This window comes from Serratia nevei (genome assembly GCF_037948395.1).
GTDB classification, from domain to species: Bacteria; Pseudomonadota; Gammaproteobacteria; order Enterobacterales; family Enterobacteriaceae; genus Serratia; species Serratia nevei.
In genome coordinates, this window is record NZ_CP149940.1 from 741,061 (window position 1) to 763,789 (window position 22,729).

At 62.1% G+C, this 22,729-nt stretch carries 22 protein-coding genes; 9 read left to right on the forward strand and 13 right to left on the reverse strand.

Going from position 1 to position 22,729, the window contains the following annotated elements; all coding sequences use genetic code 11:
• Nucleotides 1–5: 5 nt before the first annotated feature.
• Nucleotides 6–410 carry an 8-oxo-dGTP diphosphatase MutT gene (gene mutT / locus V8N38_RS03395; RefSeq protein ID WP_147839736.1) on the forward strand — a complete coding sequence of 135 codons (405 nt, stop codon included), beginning with the start codon at nucleotides 6–8 and terminating at the stop codon, nucleotides 408–410.
• Between the two features lie 39 nt (nucleotides 411–449).
• Here mutT and yacG read toward each other — a convergent pair whose 3' ends face one another.
• The 3 genes from yacG to coaE are packed head-to-tail and all read right to left on the reverse strand — an operon-like array spanning nucleotide 450 to nucleotide 2,065.
• Complete coding sequence (gene yacG, locus V8N38_RS03400; RefSeq protein WP_004932737.1) at nucleotides 450–641, reverse strand: DNA gyrase inhibitor YacG; 192 nt, start codon at nucleotides 639–641, stop codon at nucleotides 450–452.
• Between the two features lie 51 nt (nucleotides 642–692).
• Nucleotides 693–1,445, reverse strand: a complete 753-nt coding sequence (zapD, locus tag V8N38_RS03405; RefSeq protein ID WP_038873498.1) for a cell division protein ZapD — start codon at nucleotides 1,443–1,445, stop codon at nucleotides 693–695.
• Between the two features lie 5 nt (nucleotides 1,446–1,450).
• Nucleotides 1,451–2,065, reverse strand: a complete 615-nt coding sequence (coaE, locus tag V8N38_RS03410; protein WP_147839737.1) for a dephospho-CoA kinase — start codon at nucleotides 2,063–2,065, stop codon at nucleotides 1,451–1,453.
• A 362-nt stretch (nucleotides 2,066–2,427) separates the two neighbouring features.
• Here coaE and V8N38_RS03415 point away from each other — a divergent pair, with 362 nt between their 5' ends.
• Nucleotides 2,428–3,471 (forward strand): GMP reductase, encoded by a 1,044-nt coding sequence (locus V8N38_RS03415; RefSeq protein ID WP_015376656.1) that lies wholly within the window; start codon nucleotides 2,428–2,430, stop codon nucleotides 3,469–3,471.
• Nucleotides 3,472–3,521: 50 nt separating this feature from the next.
• Here the strand turns inward: V8N38_RS03415 and hofC are convergent, their stop codons facing one another.
• From hofC to nadC, 4 genes are all read right to left on the reverse strand, one after another.
• A complete protein-coding gene (gene hofC / locus V8N38_RS03420; protein WP_147839738.1) occupies nucleotides 3,522–4,721 on the reverse strand; it encodes a protein transport protein HofC in 1,200 nt (399 codons plus the stop codon).
• Nucleotides 4,718–6,160, reverse strand: a complete 1,443-nt coding sequence (gspE, locus tag V8N38_RS03425; RefSeq protein ID WP_084826848.1) for a type II secretion system protein GspE — start codon at nucleotides 6,158–6,160, stop codon at nucleotides 4,718–4,720. Before gspE ends, hofC begins: the two co-directional genes overlap by 4 nt.
• Nucleotides 6,161–6,165: 5 nt before the next feature.
• Nucleotides 6,166–6,603, reverse strand: coding sequence for a prepilin peptidase-dependent pilin (gene ppdD, locus V8N38_RS03430; RefSeq protein WP_084826847.1), 438 nt, complete (start codon nucleotides 6,601–6,603; stop codon nucleotides 6,166–6,168).
• 190 nt (nucleotides 6,604–6,793) lie between these two features.
• Complete coding sequence (gene nadC, locus V8N38_RS03435; protein WP_060422499.1) at nucleotides 6,794–7,684, reverse strand: carboxylating nicotinate-nucleotide diphosphorylase; 891 nt, start codon at nucleotides 7,682–7,684, stop codon at nucleotides 6,794–6,796.
• 84 nt (nucleotides 7,685–7,768) lie between these two features.
• Between nadC and ampD the strand changes: the two genes are divergently transcribed.
• Together ampD and ampE are read left to right on the forward strand one after the other, a co-directional pair.
• Entirely contained in the window at nucleotides 7,769–8,365 is a 597-nt protein-coding gene (ampD, locus tag V8N38_RS03440; protein ID WP_147839739.1) for a 1,6-anhydro-N-acetylmuramyl-L-alanine amidase AmpD, read from the forward strand.
• The gene (ampE, locus tag V8N38_RS03445) at nucleotides 8,365–9,219 is read left to right on the forward strand and encodes a beta-lactamase regulator AmpE (protein ID WP_033631795.1); all 855 of its coding nucleotides are present in this window, start codon (nucleotides 8,365–8,367) and stop codon (nucleotides 9,217–9,219) included. Before ampD ends, ampE begins: the two co-directional genes overlap by 1 nt.
• 60 nt (nucleotides 9,220–9,279) lie before the next feature.
• Here the strand turns inward: ampE and hemL are convergent, their stop codons facing one another.
• Nucleotides 9,280–10,569 carry a glutamate-1-semialdehyde 2,1-aminomutase gene (gene hemL, locus V8N38_RS03450; protein WP_049272773.1) on the reverse strand — a complete coding sequence of 430 codons (1,290 nt, stop codon included), beginning with the start codon at nucleotides 10,567–10,569 and terminating at the stop codon, nucleotides 9,280–9,282.
• A 174-nt stretch (nucleotides 10,570–10,743) separates the two neighbouring features.
• On the opposite strand from hemL, the gene clcA reads away from it, so the two are divergent.
• Both clcA and erpA read left to right on the forward strand, forming a co-directional pair.
• Nucleotides 10,744–12,183 (forward strand): H(+)/Cl(-) exchange transporter ClcA, encoded by a 1,440-nt coding sequence (clcA, locus tag V8N38_RS03455; RefSeq protein WP_049200304.1) that lies wholly within the window; start codon nucleotides 10,744–10,746, stop codon nucleotides 12,181–12,183.
• Between the two features lie 89 nt (nucleotides 12,184–12,272).
• The gene (gene erpA, locus V8N38_RS03460) at nucleotides 12,273–12,617 is read left to right on the forward strand and encodes an iron-sulfur cluster insertion protein ErpA (RefSeq protein WP_033649222.1); all 345 of its coding nucleotides are present in this window, start codon (nucleotides 12,273–12,275) and stop codon (nucleotides 12,615–12,617) included.
• Between the two features lie 56 nt (nucleotides 12,618–12,673).
• On the opposite strand, the gene V8N38_RS03465 is transcribed toward erpA, so the two are convergent.
• The 4 genes from V8N38_RS03465 to mtnN form a co-directional block, all read right to left on the reverse strand.
• Nucleotides 12,674–12,907, reverse strand: coding sequence for a hypothetical protein (locus tag V8N38_RS03465; RefSeq protein ID WP_102985449.1), 234 nt, complete (start codon nucleotides 12,905–12,907; stop codon nucleotides 12,674–12,676).
• 215 nt (nucleotides 12,908–13,122) lie between these two features.
• Complete coding sequence (locus V8N38_RS03470) at nucleotides 13,123–13,737, reverse strand: TRIC cation channel family protein (protein ID WP_147839740.1); 615 nt, start codon at nucleotides 13,735–13,737, stop codon at nucleotides 13,123–13,125.
• Nucleotides 13,737–14,522: a vitamin B12 ABC transporter substrate-binding protein BtuF gene (gene btuF, locus V8N38_RS03475; RefSeq protein ID WP_060422567.1), complete on the reverse strand. Its 786-nt coding sequence runs from the start codon at nucleotides 14,520–14,522 to the stop codon at nucleotides 13,737–13,739. The genes V8N38_RS03470 and btuF overlap by 1 nt, the downstream gene beginning before the upstream one ends.
• A gap of 22 nt (nucleotides 14,523–14,544) precedes the next feature.
• Nucleotides 14,545–15,246: a 5'-methylthioadenosine/S-adenosylhomocysteine nucleosidase gene (mtnN, locus tag V8N38_RS03480; RefSeq protein WP_049200308.1), complete on the reverse strand. Its 702-nt coding sequence runs from the start codon at nucleotides 15,244–15,246 to the stop codon at nucleotides 14,545–14,547.
• 129 nt (nucleotides 15,247–15,375) lie between these two features.
• Between mtnN and dgt the strand changes: the two genes are divergently transcribed.
• Both dgt and degP read left to right on the forward strand, forming a co-directional pair.
• Nucleotides 15,376–16,893, forward strand: coding sequence for a dGTPase (gene dgt / locus V8N38_RS03485; RefSeq protein ID WP_033649226.1), 1,518 nt, complete (start codon nucleotides 15,376–15,378; stop codon nucleotides 16,891–16,893).
• A gap of 179 nt (nucleotides 16,894–17,072) precedes the next feature.
• Nucleotides 17,073–18,512: a serine endoprotease DegP gene (gene degP, locus V8N38_RS03490; RefSeq protein WP_033637134.1), complete on the forward strand. Its 1,440-nt coding sequence runs from the start codon at nucleotides 17,073–17,075 to the stop codon at nucleotides 18,510–18,512.
• Between the two features lie 65 nt (nucleotides 18,513–18,577).
• Here the strand turns inward: degP and barA are convergent, their stop codons facing one another.
• Nucleotides 18,578–21,304 (reverse strand): two-component sensor histidine kinase BarA, encoded by a 2,727-nt coding sequence (gene barA / locus V8N38_RS03495; RefSeq protein ID WP_038873538.1) that lies wholly within the window; start codon nucleotides 21,302–21,304, stop codon nucleotides 18,578–18,580.
• 66 nt (nucleotides 21,305–21,370) lie between these two features.
• On the opposite strand from barA, the gene rlmD reads away from it, so the two are divergent.
• Complete coding sequence (gene rlmD, locus V8N38_RS03500; protein WP_147839741.1) at nucleotides 21,371–22,720, forward strand: 23S rRNA (uracil(1939)-C(5))-methyltransferase RlmD; 1,350 nt, start codon at nucleotides 21,371–21,373, stop codon at nucleotides 22,718–22,720.
• Nucleotides 22,721–22,729: the final 9 nt, after the last annotated feature.

A 22,729-nucleotide genomic window follows, 5' to 3' on the forward strand; every position in this document is an offset into this window, starting at 1 on the left:
GTGAGATGAAACATCTAAATATCGCCGTGGGCATCATCCGTAATGCGCAACGGGAGATCTTTATTACCCGCCGCGCCGCCGACGCGCACATGGCCGGATTCTGGGAGTTCCCCGGCGGCAAGATCGAACAGGGCGAAACGCCGAAGCAGGCGCTAAGTCGCGAACTGCGGGAAGAGACCGGTATCGAAGCCGAACGTGCCGAACTGTTGGAGGTGGTGGAGCACCGCTTCAGCGATCGCATCGTGACGCTGAATTTTTATCTGGTGGAAGCCTGGGCGGGCGAGCCGTTCGGCCGCGAGGGGCAACCGATGCGCTGGGTTAAACAGGCGGAGCTGCGTGAAGACGAGTTCCCGGAAGCCAACGCCGGCATTATTCAGCTGCTGGTGGCGCAGGCGAACGCTGCGCAATAACAAGGTTGGCCTGGCGGGCGCCAGGCCAATCGTGGACGATCAACGATCGTCCATTTCACTCCAGTCTTCGCTTTCCGACAGATCGCTGTTGCTCGGAATACGCTTCTCTTCATCGGCCCACTCGCCGAGATCGATCAGCTGGCAGCGCTTGCTGCAAAACGGCCGGAACGGGCTAACTTCACCCCAAACCACGCCGGTGCCACAGGTTGGGCATTTTACTACGGTCGTCATAACGGTTCCTTACGCCTTCTGTCAGTGCTGGGAAGGCTTTCTTTCACAAGTTCAACAACAGGCCAGTTCGAACGTCAGGCGTTCAGGCACCACGCCATTTTCGCTATCCAGCGGTAGGAAACGAATGGCATAGCGGGTCTTGTGGCCGGAAATCTGCGGATAAAGCTGCGGCGCCAGATGGAGGCGCAGGCGCAGCAGATCCGCCCCTTCGGCGTTGTCCTGGAAAAAGCCGTTCAGGCTGATTTGATTGCGGAACGGCCCGGATTGGCGGATCAGATCCAGCACCATGATCAGCGCCTGGTTCAGCGGATCCAGCGACTGCAGCCAGGTGGCGACGTCGGCATCGCGATCCTGCTGCGGCGCGTGCATCCACATGTGCAGGGTCGGCAGATCGAAGCTGCAGCAGCCGCCGGGAATGTTCAGCCGCTGGCGCACCAGGCCGATCAGCCGATCTTCGCGCAGCGCCTGGCCGAGGCGTGGCGCCGCCATCAGCGCCGATGAGCGCGATTTCAACTGGCCGCGCAGCTGGTCGATCAGCGCCATATCCACGCCCGGCACATCGGCCCAGGCCAACAGTTTCTGCTGCTGGCGCTCCAGCTCTTTGAGGAGTTCGGTGCGCACTTCGCCGCGCTCCAGCACGTCCAGCAAGTCGGAGACGGTGCGAAAGAAGGTGAGGGCGATGGCGGTTTCACTCAGGGCGCGTTGGCCGTGCAGCTGTTGCAGCAGAAATTCGATGCGTAGCCAGGTACGCATTTTTTCGTTCAGCGGGTGTTCAAAGAGAACGGTTGGGGAAACATCACTCATGCAGTTTAATCCTGTTGGGGCGCTGTTGCCGCCAGTTCAAGGTAGCGACGATGCAGTGCGGCGACCTGTGGCTCTATCCCTTGAGCGGCGCCGCTGTTGTCAATAATGTCATCCGCCACGGCGAGGCGCTGCCGGCGCGTGGCCTGGGCGGCGAGAATGCTCTGCGCTTGCTCACGGCTGACGCCGTCGCGCGCGATGGTGCGAACCAGCTGGGTTTCGGCGTCGACGTCGATCACCAGCACCCGATCGGCGCGATCCTGCAGACCGTTTTCCACCAGCAGCGGCACCACCCACAGCGCGTACGGGCTGGTGGCCTGCGCCAGTTGGCGCTGGGTTTCACGGTGTATCAGCGGATGCAGCAGCTGGTTCAGCCAGGTTTTGTCATCGGGATGGCTAAAGATGCGCTGACGCAGCGCAGCGCGGTTCAATGCGCCGTCCGGCAGCAACATTTCATTACCAAATCGCTCGGCGATCGCGGCCAAAGCAGGGGTGCCCGGCTCGACGACCTGACGGGCGATCACGTCGGCATCGACGAGGGTTGCGCCGTGGCGCGCAAAGGCGTTCGCGACGGTCGTCTTGCCGCTGCCTATGCCCCCGGTCAACGCAACAATGTAGGCCATGGTGTTAGGTGCATCCGATGTTCATAAAAAAATAATAGTCGAATCATAAAGCGATCGCGCAGAAGTGCAAGTCGGCAGGCGGCGCTTGCGCATCGGCACCGATCGGACGGCGAGAAAAAGCGCAGCGGCACGGCAAAAATGAGCGGGCAATCACACTGCGGTTATGCAGGTAAATTTGTCGGATTGTAGCGTAAATAAAGGCGAATTCGCAGTCTTGTTCGGCGATTATTAGCGCGTATTATAACGTCACTGGAACTGGCATTAATCTCGCCGCCGTCTTTTTGCGCCACTGGAAAGCCGTCGGGCAGAGGTTCGAATATCCTCCTTGCGATCCGTCGCCATTAACCAGGAAATCATAAGTCATGCGTATTGAAGAAGATTTGAAGTTGGGCTTTAAAGACGTGTTGATCCGCCCTAAGCGCTCCACGCTGAAAAGCCGCTCCGAGGTTGAACTGGAACGTCAGTTTACCTTCAAGCATTCAGGTTGCAGCTGGTCCGGCGTGCCGATTATCGCCGCTAACATGGACACGGTGGGCACCTTCCGCATGGCCGAGGCCCTGGCTTCTTTCGACGTTCTCACCGCCGTACACAAACATTACAGCGTCGAGCAATGGGCTGACTTCGTGCAGCGCATGCCGGAATCGGTGCTGCGCCACGTCATGGTGTCCACCGGTACTTCCGAAGCCGACTTCGCCAAAATGCAGCAGATCCTGGCCCTGTCTCCGGCGCTGAAATTCATCTGCATCGACGTGGCCAACGGCTACTCTGAACATTTCGTCGCCTTCCTGCAGAAAGCGCGCGAAGCCTGCCCGAATCACGTGATCTGCGCCGGCAACGTAGTGACCGGCGAGATGGTGGAGGAGCTTATCCTATCCGGCGCCGACATCGTTAAGGTCGGCATCGGCCCGGGTTCAGTCTGTACCACCCGCGTGAAGACCGGCGTGGGCTACCCGCAGCTGTCGGCGGTGATCGAATGCGCCGATGCGGCCCACGGGCTGGGCGGCCAAATCGTCAGCGACGGCGGCTGCTCGGTGCCGGGCGACGTTGCCAAAGCCTTCGGCGGCGGTGCTGACTTCGTGATGCTGGGCGGCATGCTGGCCGGCCACGACGAGTGCGAAGGCACCGTGGTGGAAGAGAACGGCGAGAAGTTCATGCTGTTCTACGGTATGAGCTCCGAGTCGGCGATGAAACGCCACGTCGGCGGCGTGGCGGAGTATCGTGCGGCCGAAGGCAAAACCGTCAAGCTGCCGCTGCGTGGCGAGGTGGAGTTTACCGTGCGCGATATCCTCGGCGGCCTGCGCTCCGCCTGCACCTACGTCGGTGCCGAGCGCCTGAAAGAGTTGACCAAGCGCACCACCTTTATCCGCGTGGCGGAGCAGGAAAACCGCGTCTTCGGCAGCAAATAAGCCGTACCTTGCATCGGGCGCAGCGCACAGCGGCGCCCGCTATCCTCTCTTTATCCCAGTACGCTGCCCAGTTGAAAGATAGGCAGGTACATGGCGATCACCAAAGCGCCGACAATCCCGCCCACCACCAGCATCAGCAGCGGCTCCAGCGTTTGCGCCAGCGTATCGGCCAGCTCGTGCGTCTGCCGTTCGTACCACTGCGCCAATTTATCCAGCAAGGCGTCCAGCGAACCGGATTCTTCGCCCACCCGCGCCAGCTGCCGGCACAGCGGCGGAAACAGCGGTTGCAGGCCCAGGGCATGATGAAACGCCTCGCCTTCGGCGATCTGCCGCTGCACCTGCTCCAGCGCCTGTCGGTACAGCAGATGATCCGCCGCCAGTGCCGCCGCGTTCAACCCTTCCACCAGCGTCAGCCCCGCGCGTTGGGTCATGGTCAGAATACGAAAGGTTTGGCTCAGCGCGCCGCCGCTCACCAGCCGGGCGATCAGCGGCAGGCGCAGCAAGGCGGCCTGTTCACGTCGGCGCCATGGCGGGCGTGGATGCAGCCAGCGGCAATAGCCGAGCAGCAATGCGCCGAGCAGCAGCGCCAAATAGGGGCCAACGGCGATCAGCAGCGCGGACACCCCCAATAACCCTTGGGTAAACCAGGGCAGCGGCGCATCGAACGACTGATAAACCTTGGCGAATTCCGGCAGCACCATCACCAGCATCAGCACGCTGACCAGCAGCGCCACCGCACAGATGAAGAGGGGATACCGCAGCGCTTTGGTCACTTTGCGGCGCAGCATCAGCTGGGCTTCCTGTTGTTGTGCCAGCTGCAGGCAGCAGCGATCGAGGTTGCCGGTCAGTTCGCCGATGGCGATCAGTTGGCGATAGATAAGTGGAAAAACGCCTGGCTGCGCGGCAAGGGTTTCGGAGAGCGGCTGCCCTTCGCGCACCTGTTCTGCCAACTGGCGCAACAGGCAACGCCAGGCTGCCGAAGGGTGCTCTGCCGCCAGCAGCTGCAACGTATTGACCAGCGGCAACCCGGCCTGCAACAGGGTGGCGAGTTGGCGGGTGAAGTGGATTAAGGGTTCTCCGCGCCACTGGCCGGGCGTGATGCGTTTGCCGTGCCCAATCCGCCAAGGTTGCAGGCCTTGTTCGATCAGCAACCGACTCACCTGCCGCTTTTCATCGCTCATCAGTTCGCCGCGGCGCAAGGCGCCCTGGGCGTCGAAAGCCTGCCAAAGGAACAGCCGGCGCGCTTTCATGGCGCGGTTACGCCGAGCTGGACGACGTCGATCACGCGGTACAGTTCTTCCAGCGAGGTCGTGCCTTCGCTGGCCAGCGCCAGCCCGGCCTGCAGCAACGAAAGCTGCCCCTGCTCGCGGGCGACATCCGCCAGCAGGCTAGGCGCGGCGTTCGCCAGCAACGCCGCCTGTATTTCCGGCGTAATGGCCAACAGCTCATACACGCCGATGCGCCCATAGTAGCCGCCGAAGCAATGCTCGCAGCCGTCGGCGCGCCAGGCGGTCAGCGGCTCCGGCCAGACCGAGGTAGGAAAATGCGTCGGCTGGCTGTGCGGGTAGCGGCAGTGGCGACACAGCCTGCGCACCAGCCGCTGTGCGATGACCAGCTTCAGGCAGCCGGCGAGCAGGTAGCCGGGGATACCCATGTGCATTAGCCGCGTCAGGGTTTCGCCGGTGGAGTTGGTATGCAGTGTCGACAGCACCAGGTGGCCGGTTTGCGCGGCCTTGACTGCGATCTCGGCGGTTTCCGCATCGCGGATCTCGCCGATCATGATGACATCCGGATCCTGGCGCAGCAGGGCGCGCAGCACCCGGGCGAAACTCAGCTCGGTTTTGGCGTTGATCTGGGTTTGATTGACGCCGAACAGCGGTATCTCGATCGGATCCTCGACGCTGCACAGGTTGCTTTGCGCATCGTTCAACTGACGCAGACCGCTGTACAGCGTGACCGTCTTGCCGCTGCCGGTTGGGCCGGTCACCAGGATCAAACCTTGCGGGCAGGCCAGCGCCGTCGCGTAGCGCGCCAGATCCGCCCGGCCCATGCCCAGTTGATCCAGCGGCAGCTCCTGCTGCTCACCTTGTTGAACGCGCAGCACCACCTTTTCGCCGTGCAGCGTCGGCAGGGTGGCGATACGCATGGCATAGCGCGCGCTGTCCAGCGTCAGGCTGAGTTGCCCGTCCTGAGGCTGACGGCGCTCGGCGATATCCAACTGGCCGAGGATCTTCAGCCGGGCGATGAGGCGCGCGGCCAGCTGCGGCGGCGGTGAGGCGAGGGTTTGCAGCACGCCGTCGATGCGCAGGCGAATGCGAAAATGCTGCCGAAAGGGCTCGAAGTGGATATCCGAGGCGCGGCGCTGGATGGCCAGACGCAGCGTCTGGTTGATGAACTGCACCACCGGTGCATCGCCGTCGTCGGGGTAGGCGATGTCGGCGGTGTCTTCTTCGGCTGCCAGCGGCGCCGGCAGCGATTCGTGGCGTTGGTTCAGCGCCTGCTCCAGCCTGGCCGCCGGCCAGTGTTCCAGATGGATGCGCTTGCCGGTGGCGAAACGCAGCGCCGCCAGCAGCCCCTGCGGCGCTTCTTCGTTGAGCGCGATCGTGAGAGTGGTCGGGTCTTCGTTCAGCGCCAGCGCCTGATAGCGCCGGCACAGGGCGTGAACCTCTTCGCTGATTTGCGCGTTCATTGCCGTTACTCCGCCGCGTTGTCGAAGCGGAAGACTTCCTGGCACACCTCAACCAGCGTTGCGTTTTCGCTGCTGCACAGCCGGCTCCAGCGGGTCAGCCCATCGGCGTTCGCTTTGGGGGTTAATGCCACCGCCAGCCCCTGCAGCGTTTGGGTGCCGGTCAGCGTGATCACGCCTTTGGCGACTTTCACCCCACTGACGTAACGCGACGTGCCGCTGGTGGGAATGCCTTTGCTGCCGGCCTCACAACCGGTGGGGGCGCCTTCGTCCAGCACGCACAGCTCGACCGCCAGTTTATACGGCGCCATGGTTTGCAGCATGTCGGTCATTGCCGCTTTCTGGATGTAGCGTTGGTAGGCAGGGATGCCGATGGCGCTGAGGATGGCGATGATGGCAATCACCACCATCAGTTCTATCAGGGTAAAGCCGCGTTGCGTTTCCATACGTTGTTTTCTCCATTGGGGTGTGGAAGACAACGGTAGCGGCTTGCTCGGGGGCTCGGCGAGGGGCTTTTGCGCGTTTCTCGGCGCGCTTCCATCAGTAATGATGTCGTTTGCAGCGGTGAAAAAAACGGTGAGAGGAGGTTCGCAATTTTACGGTAACGCCCCCGACAGCGGCCGGGGGCGAGGGGGATCATTTGAAGCGCATCGACAGATCGAGTGCAGTGATGTGCTTAGTCAGCGCACCGACCGAAATGTAATCCACGCCGGTCTCGGCAAAGGTGCGCAGCGTCTCGCTGGTGACGTTGCCGGACACCTCCAGCTGGGCGCGGCCCTGGGTTTGAGCGACCGCCTGACGCATCATCTCGACGCTGAAGTTGTCCAGCATGATGATATCGGCACCGGCATCCAGCGCCTGCTGCAGCTCATCGAGCGATTCGACTTCCACTTCCACCGGCACGTCGGCGTGCAGCCAGAAGGCTTTTTCCACCGCGTTCTTGATAGAGCCGGAGGCGATGATGTGGTTTTCCTTGATCAGGAAGGCGTCGGACAGCCCCAGCCGATGGTTGCTGCCGCCCCCGCACAGTACGGCGTATTTCAGCGCGGTGCGCAGGCCGGGCAGGGTCTTGCGGGTATCGAGCAGGCGAGTCCGGGTGCCTTCCAGCAGGGCCACGTAGCGGCTGACTTCGGTCGCCACGCCGGAGAGCGTCTGCACGAAGTTCAGCGCGGTGCGCTCGCCGGTCAGCATCACCCGCGCGGGGCCGCGCAGCCGGCAAAGCGGTTGGTTCGGCGTCAGACGGTCGCCGTCCGCCACCAGCCACTCCACCTGCACCTGGTTGCCCAATTGAATAAAGACCTCATTCAGCCAGCGGCGGCCACAGAATACGCCGGCTTCGCGGGTGATGACGGTGGCTTCGGCCTGCTTGTCCGCCGGTAACAATTGCGCGGTAATATCGCGCCCGGCGTCGACTTCACCCCCCAGGTCTTCGCGCAGCGCCTGGGCGACGGCATAGGGAATATCACTTTCAATTCGTTCAAGAAGCTCGGTGCGGCGACGGTCGGCACTGTAGCGGCGTGTCGGCATGGAAAACTCCGAAATGGACGGTTAGATCGTAGGGGAACATGCTACTCTGTTGCAGGAATAAGTACCACCGCAGAGAGGTGTCTGATGCAGTTGGAAAATGGCTGGATTGTCGGGGTGACGCGAGTGGTCTCGCCGCACTGCGATCGGCGTCCGGATGACGAGCCCCCCTCGCTGCTGGTCATCCACAACATCAGCCTGCCGCCCGGCGAATTCGGCGGCCCCTATATCGACCAGCTGTTTACCGGTACGCTCGATCCCGCGCAGCACCCCTATTTCGCCGAGATCCATCAGCTGCGGGTGTCGGCGCACTGTCTGATCCGCCGCGACGGGGAGATCGTGCAGTATGTGCCCTTCGACCAACGCGCCTGGCACGCGGGCGTTTCCCTGTATCAGGGGCGCGATCGGTGCAACGATTTCTCCATCGGCATCGAGCTGGAAGGCACCGATCTGTTGCCTTACACCGAGGCGCAATACCGCACGCTGCAGGTTGTCACCGCGCTGCTGGCCGAACATTATCCGCCGCTGGTGGCCAATATCGCCGGGCATTGCGATATCGCCCCCGGCCGCAAGACCGATCCCGGGCCGGCGTTCGATTGGGATCGCTATCTGGCATCTCTGGAACAACGCGACGCGTCCGTCGACGCTATGCTTGAGGCAAGAAAAAGGGAGAGGAATCGCTAATGACGCTGTTTACGCTGTTGCTGGTTTTGGCCTGGGAGCGCCTGTTTAAGCTGGGAGAACACTGGCAGTTGGATCACCGTCTCGAAGTGGTGTTTCAGCGGCTGCATCGGGTTTCGCTGGCGCAGACGCTGGCGATGACTGCCGCCTGGATGGTGATCGTCTGGGGCGTTCTGTGGCTGTCTCACGGATTGTTCTTCGGCGTGGTGACGCTGCTGCTGTGGATCGTCATCGATCTGCTGTGCGTCGGCGCCGGCATCAAGCGCAAACACTACCGCGCCTACCTGAAAGCGGCGCGGCAGGGCGATACCCACGCCAGCGATCAGATGGCGGAAGAGCTGGCGTTGATCCACGGTTTGCCGGTGGACTGCAGCGAAGAGCTGCGCCTGCGCGAGCTGCAAAACGCGCTGCTGTGGATCAATTTCCGCTATTACCTGGCGCCGCTGTTCTGGTTCGTGGTCTTTGGGCCTTACGGGCCGATCGCGTTGGCGGGGTATGCCTTCCTGCGCGCCTATCAAACCTGGCTGGCGCGTCACAATACGCCGCTGGAGCGTTCGCAGTCGGGTATCGATCATCTGCTGAACTGGCTGGACTGGATCCCGGTGCGTTTGGCCGGGGTGGCCTACGCGCTGTTCGGCCACGGCGAGCGTGCGCTGCCGGCCTGGTTCGCCTCGCTGGGGGATCGGCATTCGTCGTCGTATCAGGTGTTGACGCGGCTGGCGCAGTTCTCGCTGGCGCGCGATCCGCATATGGATCCGGTGCAAACGCCGCGGGCGGCGGTGACGCTGGCTCGCAAGGTGACGATGATCATCGTGGTGGTAGTGGCGCTGTTGACCATTTACGGCACGCTGCTTTAAGCGGCAGCGAAAAACAAAACGGGCGCCGAGGCGCCCGTTTTTTTGGCCATTCGGCCGGGATTACAGCTTGGCGAAGCAGCGACGCGCGGCGTCGATGGTGCGCTGAATGTCTTCCTTGCTGTGCGCCACGGACATGAAGCCCGCTTCGAAGGCGGACGGCGCCAGATACACCCCTTCCTCCAGCATCAGGTGGAAGAAGCGTTTGAAGCGTTCCACATCGCACTGCATCACGTCCTGATAGCAGGTCACTGTCGGCGCGTCGGTGAAGAACAGGCCGAACATGCCGCCGACGTTGTTGACTACCAGCGGGATATTCTCTTCCTGCGCCGCATGCAGCAGGCCTGCGGCTAGCATTTCAGTCAGCTCGGTCAGCGTCTGGTGCACGCCTACCTGTGATACTTCGGTCAGGCAGGCATAGCCCGCCGCCATGGCGATCGGGTTGCCGGACAGGGTGCCCGCCTGGTAGACCGGGCCGGTCGGCGCCAGCGCGTCCATCACGTCGCGGCGGCCGCCGAAGGCGCCCACCGGCATGCCGCCGCCGATGATTTTGCCGAGGCAGGTCAGATCCGGCTCGACGCCGTAATAGGACTGTGCGCCGGCCAGCGCCACGCGGAAACCGGTCATCACTTCATCGATGATCAAGAGCGCGCCGTACTTGTCGCACAGGGCGCGCAGGCCCGGCAGGAATTCCGGCAGCGGCGGCACGCAGTTCATGTTGCCGGCAACCGGCTCGACGATGATACAGGCGATCTCGGACGGGTACTGCTCGAAGGCGGCCCGCACCGAATCCAGGTCGTTATAGGTGCAGGTCAGGGTGTGCTTGGCGAAGTCGGCCGGCACGCCCGGTGAGTTCGGCTGGCCGAGGGTCAGCGCACCGGAACCGGCTTTCACCAGCAGGCAGTCGGCGTGGCCGTGGTAGCAGCCTTCGAACTTGATGATTTTGTCGCGGTTGGTGTAGCCGCGCGCCAGGCGGATGGCGCTCATGGTGGCTTCGGTGCCCGAGTTCACCATACGCACCATATCCATGGTAGGCACCAGTTCGGTGACCAGCTGCGCCATTTTGACTTCCATCTCGGTCGGCGCGCCGAAGCTCAGGCCGCGCTGCGCCGCTTCGATCACCGCGTCGCGGATCGCCGGGTGGTTGTGCCCCAGCACCATCGGCCCCCAGGAACCGACATAGTCGATATAGGCCTTGCCGTCGGCATCGAACAGGTAAGCCCCGTCAGCCCGCTCGATAAACAGCGGCACACCGCCTACGCCGGTGAATGCACGCACCGGAGAGTTCACCCCACCGGGGATCAACTGTTGCGCCTGGGCGTACAGACTTTCGGACTTGCTGTGTAGGCTCATAAATCGGCTCCTGGATTCTCTTTTGAATGATTTGACCGCGCTATTCTAGAGGAGAGCGCCGCGTTATGAAACGATCACAGTCAGATACCATTAACGGCAGCGCCCGCCACCGGGTTGGGGTAGAATAACCGCCTTGCCTATTTGTATTACAAATTACCTGACGAATTACTCGCGATGACGGAATCACAATCACAGCCAGTCGGGACGTTGAGCCCGCGTCTTAGCCGCAGCGATGCGGTGCGTCAGTTTATTCGCCGCGATAAGACCCCGGTGGCGATCCTGGTGATGGCCGCGCTGGTGGGGACGCTGGCCGGTTTGCTCGGCGTGGCCTTCGATAAGGCGGTGGAGTGGGTGCAGCAGCAGCGGCTGGCTTCGCTGGCGCAGGTCGCCGACTCCTGGATCCTGGTGTGGCCGCTGGCGTTTATCCTGTCCGCCGCGCTGGCGGCGCTGGGCTATTACCTGGTGCGGCGCTTTGCGCCTGAGGCGGGCGGCTCGGGCATTCCGGAGATCGAAGGCGCGCTGGAGGAGCTGCGGCCGGTGCGCTGGTGGCGCGTGATCCCGGTGAAATTCATCGGCGGCATGGGCACGCTGGGGGCGGGCATGGTGCTGGGCCGCGAAGGCCCCACGGTGCAAATGGGCGGCAACGTCGGGCGCATGGTATTGGACGTGCTGCGCATTCGCGGCGCCGAGGCGCGTCATACGCTGCTGGCGACCGGGGCCGCCGCCGGGTTGTCCGCCGCGTTCAACGCGCCGCTGGCCGGCATCTTGTTCATCATCGAAGAGATGCGGCCGCAGTTCCGCTACAACCTGATCTCGATTAAAGCGGTGTTTATCGGCGTGATCATGTCGAGTGTGGTATTCCAGCTGTTTAACGGCCAGGGATCGGTGATCGCGGTCGACAAACTTTCTTCGGCGCCCATCAATACCCTGTGGCTCTATCTGGTGCTGGGGGCGATATTCGGTGCGGTGGGTGTGGGGTTCAACGCGCTGATTTTCCGCACTCAAGACATGTTTGCGCGCCTGCACGGCGGCAGAATGCGCAATATTTTGCTGATGGGCGGGCTGCTCGGCGGCGTGTGCGGCATTCTGGGGCTGATCCAGCCGGAGGCGGCGGGCGGCGGCTTTGGGTTGATCCCGATCGCCGCGGCGGGCAATTACAGCGTCGGCATGTTGATGTTTATCTTTATCACCCGCATCTTCACTACGCTGCTGTGCTTCGGTTCCGGCGCGCCGGGCGGCATCTTTGCGCCGATGCTGGCGCTGGGCACGCTGTTCGGCACCGCCTTTGGGCTGGCGGGGGCGCATCTGTTCCCGCAGTACGGCATCGAGGCGGGCACCTTCGCCATCGCCGGCATGGGGGCGCTGTTCGCCGCTACGGTGCGCGCCCCGCTGACCGGCATCGTGCTGGTACTGGAAATGACCGACAACTACCAACTCATCTTACCGATGATCATCACCTGCCTCGGCGCCACGGTGGTGGCGCAGCTGCTCGGCGGCAAGCCGCTGTATTCGTCGATCCTGGCCCGCACGCTGCAAAGGCAGGAGGCGCAGCTGGCGCGGGAAGCGGCGGAGAAAACAGGTAAGGAAAATACAACAAATGCGGTGAATACTTGAACGCAACACTCAGGTATCGGATAATCGTTAATATTAATCAGGCAGCCATAGTCGCGATCTGATGCTGAACAATGTTGGGAGTAAAGAGTATGAGTGATCAAACGGCACTGCCCCTGCAATTTACCGAGGCAGCAGCAAGCAAGGTTAAGTTCCTGATTGCTGACGAAGAAAATCCGAACCTGAAGTTGCGGGTTTACATTACCGGCGGCGGCTGCAGCGGATTCCAGTACGGCTTCACTTTTGACGACAAGGTCAACGATGGCGACATGACCATCGAGAAGCAGGGCGTGGCGCTGGTGGTCGATCCGATGAGCCTGCAGTATCTGGTCGGCGGCTCGGTGGACTACACCGAAGGGCTGGAAGGGTCGCGCTTCGTGGTGACCAACCCGAATGCCAAAACCACCTGCGGTTGCGGTTCGTCGTTTAGCATCTGAGTTTGCCTGTCAGAATATCAACCCGCTCGCCTTACGGCCGGCGGGTTTTTTTATGCCTACCATTCCACGAGGATCACTTCTGCACCGCTCTCCTGTGCCGGTGGGCTGTGGATGATGTTCGGCTGCGCCGTTGCGTGGCTGCATTCGGCCTGTGGGGCGGCGGCCTCGAGGCGCACGGCGCATTGCGGTTCAATGGTCAGGGTAACGCCGATCTGGCCGCTGACGGCATCGGCATACGCGGCGCCACTCAGCAGGGTGCCACAGCAGGCAAGCAGAATTTTTTTCATCATTGCGGGAATAGTCATCCGTAAGCCATCTTGTGATGACTTATCGGCAAAAAGTTAAAAAGTTTTAACAGCGTGGGAAAGGAATTAACCTGCGGATAACAGAATTTTACATCGTCACTACGCTATTTTTCGGTCGAAAATAATACCATTAAACCCGTTAATAGTCTAATAAATCACCAGGTGCGGCGTTGCAAAGCGTCGCCCCGCAGGGCGACGGCTCAGCGTTTGAGAATAAAGGCGGGCAGTTTGAGGTGCCAGCGGATGGCCGCCAGGCGAATGGCCAGGGTGATGATCATGCCCAGCATCATGGCCTGTTGCAGCGGCATGTGGAAGGTGTAAAACGCCGTGGCGTGCACGATGCCGCCGATGATGCAGGCGGTGGCGTAAATTTCGGTGCGCAGGATCATCGGGATCTCGCGCGCCAGCACGTCGCGGATAATGCCGCCGCCGACGCCGGTGATCACTCCCATGCAGATTGCCACCAGCGGGCCGGTGCCGGCCGCGAAGGCCTTGTTGACGCCGATGCCGACGAACACCGCCAGCCCGACGGCGTCCAGCACCGGCAGCACCCACTTCGGCAGCCGGCGCGGCTGGCGCACCAGCAGCAGCGTCAAGACGCAGGTGATCATCGCCACCACCAAATCGGTGGGATCCTTGACCCAGAACACCGGGCCGTTGGCCAGCGCCATGTCGCGGATGGTGCCGCCGCCGACCGCGGTGACCACGCCCAATACCAGCACGCCGAACGGATCCATGCGCAGCTTGCCGGCCAACAGCACGCCGGAGACGGCGAACACTGCGGTGCCGAGAATATCCAACCAGAACACCAGCATCAGCGGATCTCCGCCAGCTGGCGGCACAGCTGCTGCGCCGCCAACGCAATGCGCGGCCCGCCGCGGTTGAACCAGTCTTCGTTCAGCGCGATCACCGGCACCTGCAGCTGCGGGGCCCAGAAGGCTTTCACACTGGCGGCTGCTTTCGCGCCCCCGGTGATGACGATGGCCTGCGGCTGGCGCGCCAACACCTGCTCGCGGCTGATCTGCGGCCAAGGGGTGCGGCTGTCGGCAAAGACGTTCTGCCCGCCGCACAGCGCCAGCACCTGGCTTTGCAATGTGGCGCCGGCGCTGGTGAACAGCGGCTGGGTGCCGAACTGCAGCAGCACGCGCCGTGATGGGTTAGCGGCATACTGTTGTTTGAGAGCGGCGAACTGGCGGCGAAGGCCCTCCGCCGCCTGATGCGCCTGCTCCGGGTGCGGGCTGTATTGCGCCAGCTGGTCCAGCAAACCGGCGATCCCTTCGAGGGTGTCGGCGTCCGCATAGAAAATCGGGATGCCGAACGCAGCGAGCTGATCCAGCACGCGCTGCGGATTGCCGCCGCGCCAGGCGAGGATCAGGTCCGGCTTGAGCGCCAGCACCCGCTCCAGATTGATGCCCTGCCAGGAGGCCACTTGTTCCAGCTTGGCGGCCTGCGGCGGATAATCGGAATAGGCGCTCGCCGCCACCAGCACATCGCCCATGCCGGCGGCATAGGCGAGTTCGGTCGCGTTGGGCGCCAGGCTGATCACCCGCTGAGCGGCGCCGGCCGGCATGGCCAGCCAGAGCGCCAACAGACAGAGCATCGAGGTGAAGCGCAGCCTCACATCAACCGCGCTTGGCCAGGGTTTGCAGCATGGCGTTGACCATCAGCGTAGACTGCTTGGCCGCTACCACCAGGAACTCGTCAAAGCTCATGTGCGATTCGCTGTCGGCGACGTCGGAAATGGCGCGCACCACCACGAACGGCGTGCCGAACAGATGGCAGACGTGGGCGATCGCTGCGGCTTCCATTTCCACGGCGGCGACGCGCGGGAAGGTGGCGCGAATGCGCGCCAGCGGCTCGGCGCCGTTGATGAAGGCGTCACCGCTGCAGATCAGGCCGCGCACCGCGTGCAGATCCAGCTGTTTGATGCAGCTTTCCGCCAGCGCGATCAGCGCGTCGTCGGCGACGAACGCCGCCGGGCAGCCGGCCATCTGGCCCGGCTCGTAGCCGAAGGCGGTGACGTCGGCGTCGTGGTAGCGCACTTCTTCCGACACCACGATATCGCCCACGCGCAGGGTGCTGGCCAGGCCGCCGGCGGAACCGGTGTTGATCACCAGATCCGGGCTGCAGTGTTCCAGCAGCAGGGTGGTGCCCATGGCCGCCGAGACTTTACCGATGCCGGATTTCAGCAGAGCCACGTCAACGCCGCCGATCTGGCCGGTGTAGATTTCGCAGCCCGCACGCTGGATGGTTTGACGGTTTTCGATTTGATCGCGCAGCAGGGTGACTTCCTGCTCCATTGCGCCGATGATGCCTACTTTCATAAATAACACTCGCTGATTGGCCGTGAGAATTGCGGCATAGTCTATCATGGCTGTGTATGAGAGATAATGCGTTGCATCCGCTGCCGGGAATTGTTATCACGGGGGCAGGGCGCAACGGCGGAGAAACAGATGTCCGGGATCGACTTCAAGCAAAAAATCAGCTTCCAACGGCCTTTCAGCAAACCGATCGAGGCCGAGGAAGAGTACGACATCGTGCGGCAATTCGAGAGCGATCGCGGGCGCATCGTCAACTCGGCCGCCATTCGCCGTCTGCAGCAAAAAACCCAGGTGTTTCCGCTGGAGCGCAACGCGGCGGTGCGCAGCCGCCTGACGCACTCGATGGAGGTGCAGCAGGTTGGGCGCCACATCGCCAAAGAGATCCTCAACCGCTTCAAACAGGCGGGGAGAATTGATGAGCTCGGCCTGACCCGGCTGCTCGATCCGTTTGAAAGCATCGTGGAAATGGCCTGCCTGATGCACGACATCGGCAATCCGCCGTTCGGTCACTTCGGCGAGTCGGCGATCAACGACTGGTTTGCCCAACGGCTCGATCCCGCCAGCTGCGGCAGCGAGCCGGGCAGCCACGATCGCTGCCAGGTGGCGACGCTGCGCCTGCATGAGGGGGAGAGCGATCTGAACCGGCTGCGCAGCCGGATCCGTCAGGATCTCAGCCACTTCGAGGGCAATGCCCAAGCGATCCGCATGGTGTACAGCCTGCTCAAGCTCAACCTGACCTACGCGCAGGTCGGCTGCATTTTGAAATACACCCGCCCGGCCTACTGGGCGAGCGACATCCCCGCCAGCCACAGTTACCTGATGAAAAAGCCCGGCTACTATCTGGCGGAAGAGGCCTTCGTCGATCGGCTGCGGCGCGAGCTGCACATGGGCGAGTTCGATCGTTTCCCGCTGACCTATATCATGGAGGCCGCCGACGATATCTCGTACTGCGTGGCCGATCTGGAAGACGCGGTGGAGAAGAGCATTTTCACCGTCGAGCAGCTGTATCAGCACCTGATTCAGGAGTGGGGCGAGGTGGCGCCGGGCGATCTGTTCGACAAGACCGTCGCCAGCGCGTTTCGCAAGATCGATCGCGGCGGCGCGCGGCGCAGCGCGGAAGATCAGTTCTTCATGTATCTGCGGGTGTTTACCGTGGCGCGGCTGGTGCCGCACGCGGCGCAGCGCTTTATCGACAATCTGGATGCGGTCTATCAGGGCAGTTTCAATCAGGCGCTGCTGGAGGACTCCAGCCCGGCGTACCGGCTGCTGAAAATATTTAAAAATGTGGCGTTCAAGCACGTGTTCAACCACCCGGAGGTCGAGCAACTCGAGCTGCAAGGCTACCGGGTGATCAGCGGCCTGCTGGACATTTACAGCCCGCTGTTGGCGATGTCGCTGGCGGACTTCAGCCAGCTGGTGCGCGAGGACAGCCATCGCGCTTACCCGATCGAAACGCGCCTGTTCCACAAGCTGTCCACCAAGCATCGGCTGGCGTATGCGGAGGCGGTAGAGGGGCTGCAGCATTTATCGCCGGAGCAGCAAGCCATTCGGGAATATTATTTCCGCGCGCGTTTATTGCAGGACTATATCAGCGGAATGACCGACCTTTACGCCTATGACGAATATCGTCGATTGATGGCGGCGGAATAATTACGCTGAAGAATAATTTTAGCAATTCCAATCGGTTGGCTGTCTCGAGTTTTGTAAAGACGGACAATATTTGTTTACTATTGCCAATCATCTGTGCCGGAACTTCGGGCTATTAATTAACTCTGAATAAGCACGCAAGACAGCCATTCTTTTTGAACGACTTTATAAGAGACACACAGATGAAAAAAACCGCATTAGTTCTGAGCGCACTGGCATTCAGTATCGGTATGGCGATGGGCCCGGTCACGGCCAGCGCCGCTGAAACCGCCTCTTCCAGCACCCAACAGCTGCCGAGCCTGGCGCCGATGCTGGAAAAGGTAATGCCTTCCGTGGTGAGCATTAACGTGGAGGGCAGCACCACGGTCAATACGCCGCGCATGCCGCAGCAGTTCCAACAGTTCTTCGGCGAAGATTCGCCGTTCTGCCAGGACGGCTCGCCGTTCCAGGGCTCGCCGATGTGTCAGGGCGGCGAACAGCCTGGGCCGGATGGCCAGCCGCAGGGCACGCAGCAGAAATTCCAGGCGCTGGGCGCCGGGGTGGTCATCGATGCCGCCAAGGGCTACGTGGTGACCAATAACCACGTGGTGGACAACGCCAACAAGATCCAGGTGCAACTGAGCGACGGCCGCCGTTTCGACGCCAAGGTGATCGGCAAGGATCCGCGTTCCGATATTGCGCTGATCCAGCTGAAAGACTTCAAGAATCTGACGGCGATCAAGATGGCGGATTCCGATCAGCTGCGCGTCGGCGATTACACCGTGGCGATCGGCAACCCGTACGGGCTGGGTGAAACCGCCACCTCGGGTATCGTATCCGCCCTGGGGCGCAGCGGCCTGAACATCGAAAACTACGAAAACTTTATCCAGACCGATGCGGCGATCAACCGCGGTAACTCCGGCGGTGCGCTGGTTAATCTCAACGGTGAGCTGATCGGCATCAACACCGCGATCCTGGCGCCGGACGGCGGTAACATCGGTATCGGCTTCGCCATTCCGAGCAACATGGTGAAAAACCTGACGGCGCAAATGGTCGAATATGGCCAGGTGAAACGCGGCGAGCTGGGCATCATGGGTACCGAGCTGAACTCTGAGCTGGCCAAGGCGATGAAGGTCGACGCGCAGCGCGGGGCCTTCGTCAGCCAGGTGATGCCGAAGTCTTCCGCGGCGAAGGCGGGCATCAAGGCCGGCGACGTGATCGTCACCATGAACGGCAAGGCCATCTCCAGCTTCGCCTCGTTCCGGGCGGAGATCGGCACGCTGCCGGTCGGCAGCAAGATGTCGCTGGGCATTATTCGCGACGGCAAGCCGGTGACGATTGACGTCACGCTGGAGCAAAGCGCGCAGACCCAGGTGGCCTCGGGCAATATCTACACCGGCATCGAAGGCGCCGAGCTGAGCAATACCCAGGTCGGCAACGTGAAGGGTGTCAAGGTCGACAGCGTGAAAGCCGGCAGCGCCGCGGCGCGCATCGGCCTGAAAAAGGGCGACGTGATCCTGGGCGTGAACCAACAGCCGATCCAGAACCTGGGTGAGCTGCGTAAAATCCTCGACAGCAAGCCGTCGGTGCTGGCGTTGAATATTCAGCGCGGCGAGAGCCAGCTGTACCTGCTGGCGCAGTGATAGGCGTCAGGCGTTAAAAACAAAGGCACGCTGCGGCGTGCCTTTTTGCGTTATGGCCTGAGGATTCAGGCGGGTTGCGCCAGATGCGCGCGCGCCGCGTGGATCACCAGTTCAATCTCATCCAACAGCTCCAGCCACTCCGGCTCCAGTTCGTCGTTGGTGATGCCCTGACGCAGCTGCCGCTCGAGGTAGAAACACAGCTGCTTGAGGCGCGGCACGCCGCTGTAGCTGCAGCTGCCGTGCAGCTTATGGACCAGATCGAGGATCTCGTCGTCATGCTGGCCGTCGAGCAGCGCCTGTACCCGTTCGCGCACCTGCGGCAGGAAATCGAGCAGCATTTGCAGCAGATCGCGCGCCAGGTCCGGTTTGTTGGCCGCCTGACGCAGCGCCAGCGGCCAGTCGAGCGACAGCGGTGCGTCGTCGGCGATGGCGTTTTCCACGTCGCCGCTGTGGTAGCGCGACAGCACGCGGGTCAGCATTTTCTCGTCGATCGGTTTGGCCAGATAGTCGTCCATCCCGGCCTGCAGCAGGTGCTCGCGCTCGCCGCTGGCGGCATGGGCGGTAACGGCGACGATCGGCGTGGAGTTGTGATGCGGCAGCTGGCGGATCAGCTCGCTGGCGTGAATGCCGTCCATCTTCGGCATCTGAATGTCCATCAGGATCAAATCCAGCACGTTGTCGCGCGCCAGCGCCAGCGCTTCCTCACCGCTCTCGCACAGCAGGGTTTTTTCTACCTGTTCCCCCAGCAGCGTGCCGATCAGCTTCAGGTTGGCCGGGTTGTCGTCAACCGCCATCACCGTCAGCGGCAGGCGTTTACGCTCAGGCTGCGCGGTGAGGCGTGCCGGCGCTTCCATCCGGAGCAGAGGGAACAGTCGGGTGCTGGTGATCGGCTTGATCAGACAGCCGAGCGCGCCTTGTTGTTTAAGCAGTTCGGCGTCGATCTGCGCCTGGCACGGCAGCGCCAGAATCACCCGATCGGCCAGCTTCAGCGAGGCCAGCAATTTGTCCTCGTGCTGCGCCATGTTGTCGCGGAACGGGATGGGCACGCCGGCCAGCAGGAAGTCATAGTGGCCTGGCGGCAACTGGCCCAGCGTCGGCGAGTGGGTGATCACCAGCTGCGTGATGCTGAGCATGTTGAGCGTCGCCTGCGCCGCCGTCGGGTTGGACTCGATATAGGCGAGCGTTTTGCCGCTCAGATCCGGCAGGCTCGGCGCCAGCGACAGCATGCCCTCGTTCAGATCCAGCGTGATGTGGAACCAGAAGGTCGAGCCGCGGTTCAACTGGCTGTGGAAGCAGATATCGCCCCCCATTTCTTTCACCAGTTTTTGCGTGATCACCAGCCCCAGCCCGGTACCGCCGTGGCGGCGGGAGATACTGGCGTCCGCCTGACGGAACGCCTGGAACAGCTGCGACTGCTGGCGTTCGGAGATGCCGATGCCGGTGTCGTGGATCTGCACTTCCACCTCCACCCGGCGATCCAGCTGTTTGCGCAGCTCGACGCGAATGTCGATATTGCCGGTTTCGGTGAACTTGATGGCGTTGCCCAGCAGGTTGGTGATGATTTGCTGTAGGCGCAGCGAGTCGCCGATCACCTGCTCCGGCACGTCGTTGTGCACATCCAGCGTCAGCTCCAGCCCCTTGTCGTGGGCGCTGGGTGCCAGCAACACCACCACTTCGTCCAGCGTTTCACGCAGGGCGAAAGGAATATGCTCCAGCACCAGCTTGCCGGCTTCCAGCTTGGAAAAGTCCAGCACGTCGTTGATGATGGTCAGCAGGTTGTTGGCCGAGCGTTCGATGGTCTGCAAATAATCGGTCTGGGTCGCGCTCAGATCGGTTTTCAGCATCTGGCGGGTGAAGCCGATCACGCCGTTGAGCGGTGTACGCAGCTCGTGCGACATGTTGGCCAGGAATTCGGACTTGATGCGCGCCGCCTCCTGTGCGCGTTTTTTCGCCAGATCCAGCTCGACGTTCTGGATCTCCATCTGCTCCAGGGTTTCACGCAGGTCGGAGGTGGCCTGATCGATGTTCTGCTGCATCTCTTCGTGATAGGCGGTGAGCGACATCGCCATCGAGTTGATGCCGTTCTTCAGCATGTGCAGCTCGCCGAGCATGTAGCCCTCCACGCGGCTGTCGAGCTGGCCGCGGCGGATACGGTCGACGGTGTTCACCATGTTGCGGATCGGGCCGGTCACGTCGCGCATCAGCCGGTAAGCGAACAGGATGGCGATGCACATGCACAGCAACAGCAGCAGGGTGGAGACGAAGACCTCTTTATATTGCTGCAGCCGCACTGACTGCAGATCCAGCTCGATCGCCACATAGCCCAGGTTGTTGTCGGGGTGGCTGCCGCCGTCGGCGGTTTCATCCGGATACTGGCTTTCCGACAGGATCGGCGTGCGCAGGATCAGCGAATCGCCGCGTCGGGTGAGCATCAGCTCGGTGGGCAACGGCACGCCTTTCGGCAGCTGTAGCTGAGCGAAGTTGTGATGATAATTGGAGGTGACGAACAAATTGTTCTGCGCATCGAACACGGTGATCGAACGCACGATGTCCGAATGGCGGCGGTGCAACAGGCTGACCAACTGCCTGACCGATTCGCGGCTGCGGAACGTCATGCCGTACTCGCTGGCCACCGCCAGCGGCTCGATGATGCTGGCGCCGGCGTCGACCAATTGCTCCTGCAGCTCGTTATAGCGGTGCACCACGAAGAAGGTGCTGAGCAGCAAACCAATCAGCAAGGTCGGGGCCAGAATCAGGATCATCATGCGCGCACGCAGGCTGTATTTGGTCATGGGATTCCAATGTGGGAGAATTGACAGCTGACACTAGCTTAATGAACCAGCACACAATCGACAAATATGGCGCAATTCTACTCTCCCAAACGCCGCGTGACGACCCGGCAGAGCTCACAAATCTTCACCGTGACGGTGAGCGATCTCGATCCTTTCGGCCAGGGCGTGGCGCGCCACGACGGCAAAGCGGTGTTCGTGCCGGGCGTATTGCCTGGCGAGCAGGCGGAAATCCAGCTGACCGAAGACAAGCGCCAGTTCGCCAAAGGCAAGCTCAAACGCTTGCTGAGCCGTAGCCCGCAGCGGGTGACGCCGCGCTGCCCGCATTTCGGCGTCTGCGGCGGCTGCCAGCAGCAGCATGCGGATGAAGCGCTGCAGCAGCAGAGCAAGGCGGCGGCGCTGGTGCGCATGATCGCCCGCGAAACCGGGGTGACCCCGCAGCAGGAACCGGTGATCGCCGGCCCGGAATACGGCTATCGCCGCCGCGCTCGCCTGAGCCTGGCATGGCAGCCGAAGTTGCAGCGCCTGATGATGGGTTTTCGACAGGCGGCCTCCAACGAGCTGGTGGCGGTGGAGCACTGCCCGGTGCTGCGGCCGGAGCTGGAACAGCTGCTGGCGCCGGTGCGCGCCTGCCTGAGCGGGCTGCAGGCGGTACGGCGGCTGGGGCATGTGGAGCTGGTGCTGGCGGACAACGGCCCGCTGCTGGTGCTGCGCCATCTCGACGCGCTGAAAGAGGCGGATCGGCAGGCGCTGTTGGCGTTTGGCGAGCGGGAAAACGTCGCCGTCTATCTGGCGCCGGACAGCGATCGCGTGGAGAAACTGTGCGGTGACACGCCGTATTATCAGGTTGACGGGCTACGCTTAGACTTCAGTCCGCGCGACTTTATTCAGGTCAATGACGTCGTAAACCAACAAATGGTGGCGCAGGCCCTTGAATGGCTCGATATTCAACCCAATGATCGGGTGCTGGACCTGTTCTGCGGCATGGGTAACTTCACCCTGCCGTTGGCGCGCCGCGCCGCTGCGGTGGTGGGCATCGAAGGTGTTGCCACGCTGGTAGCGAATGGGCAATATAATGCACATAAGAATAAGCTGAATAATGCATCGTTCTTCCACGAGAATCTGGAGGACGACGTTGCGCGGCAACCTTGGGCAGCACAAGGGTTTGATAAGGTGATGCTGGATCCCGCCCGTGCCGGTGCGGCCGGGGTGATGTCACACATTGTAAAACTGGCGCCGGCGCGGGTGGTGTATGTTTCCTGTAACCCCACCACGCTGGCTCGCGACAGCAAAGTGCTGTTGAGCGCCGGTTATCGTCTTGCGCGCGTGCGGATGTTGGATATGTTTCCGCACACGGGGCATCTTGAATCAATGGCGCTGTTTATCAACGAGCGCGCGCCAGAGGTCGCTGCAAAGTAGGGAGAAGTT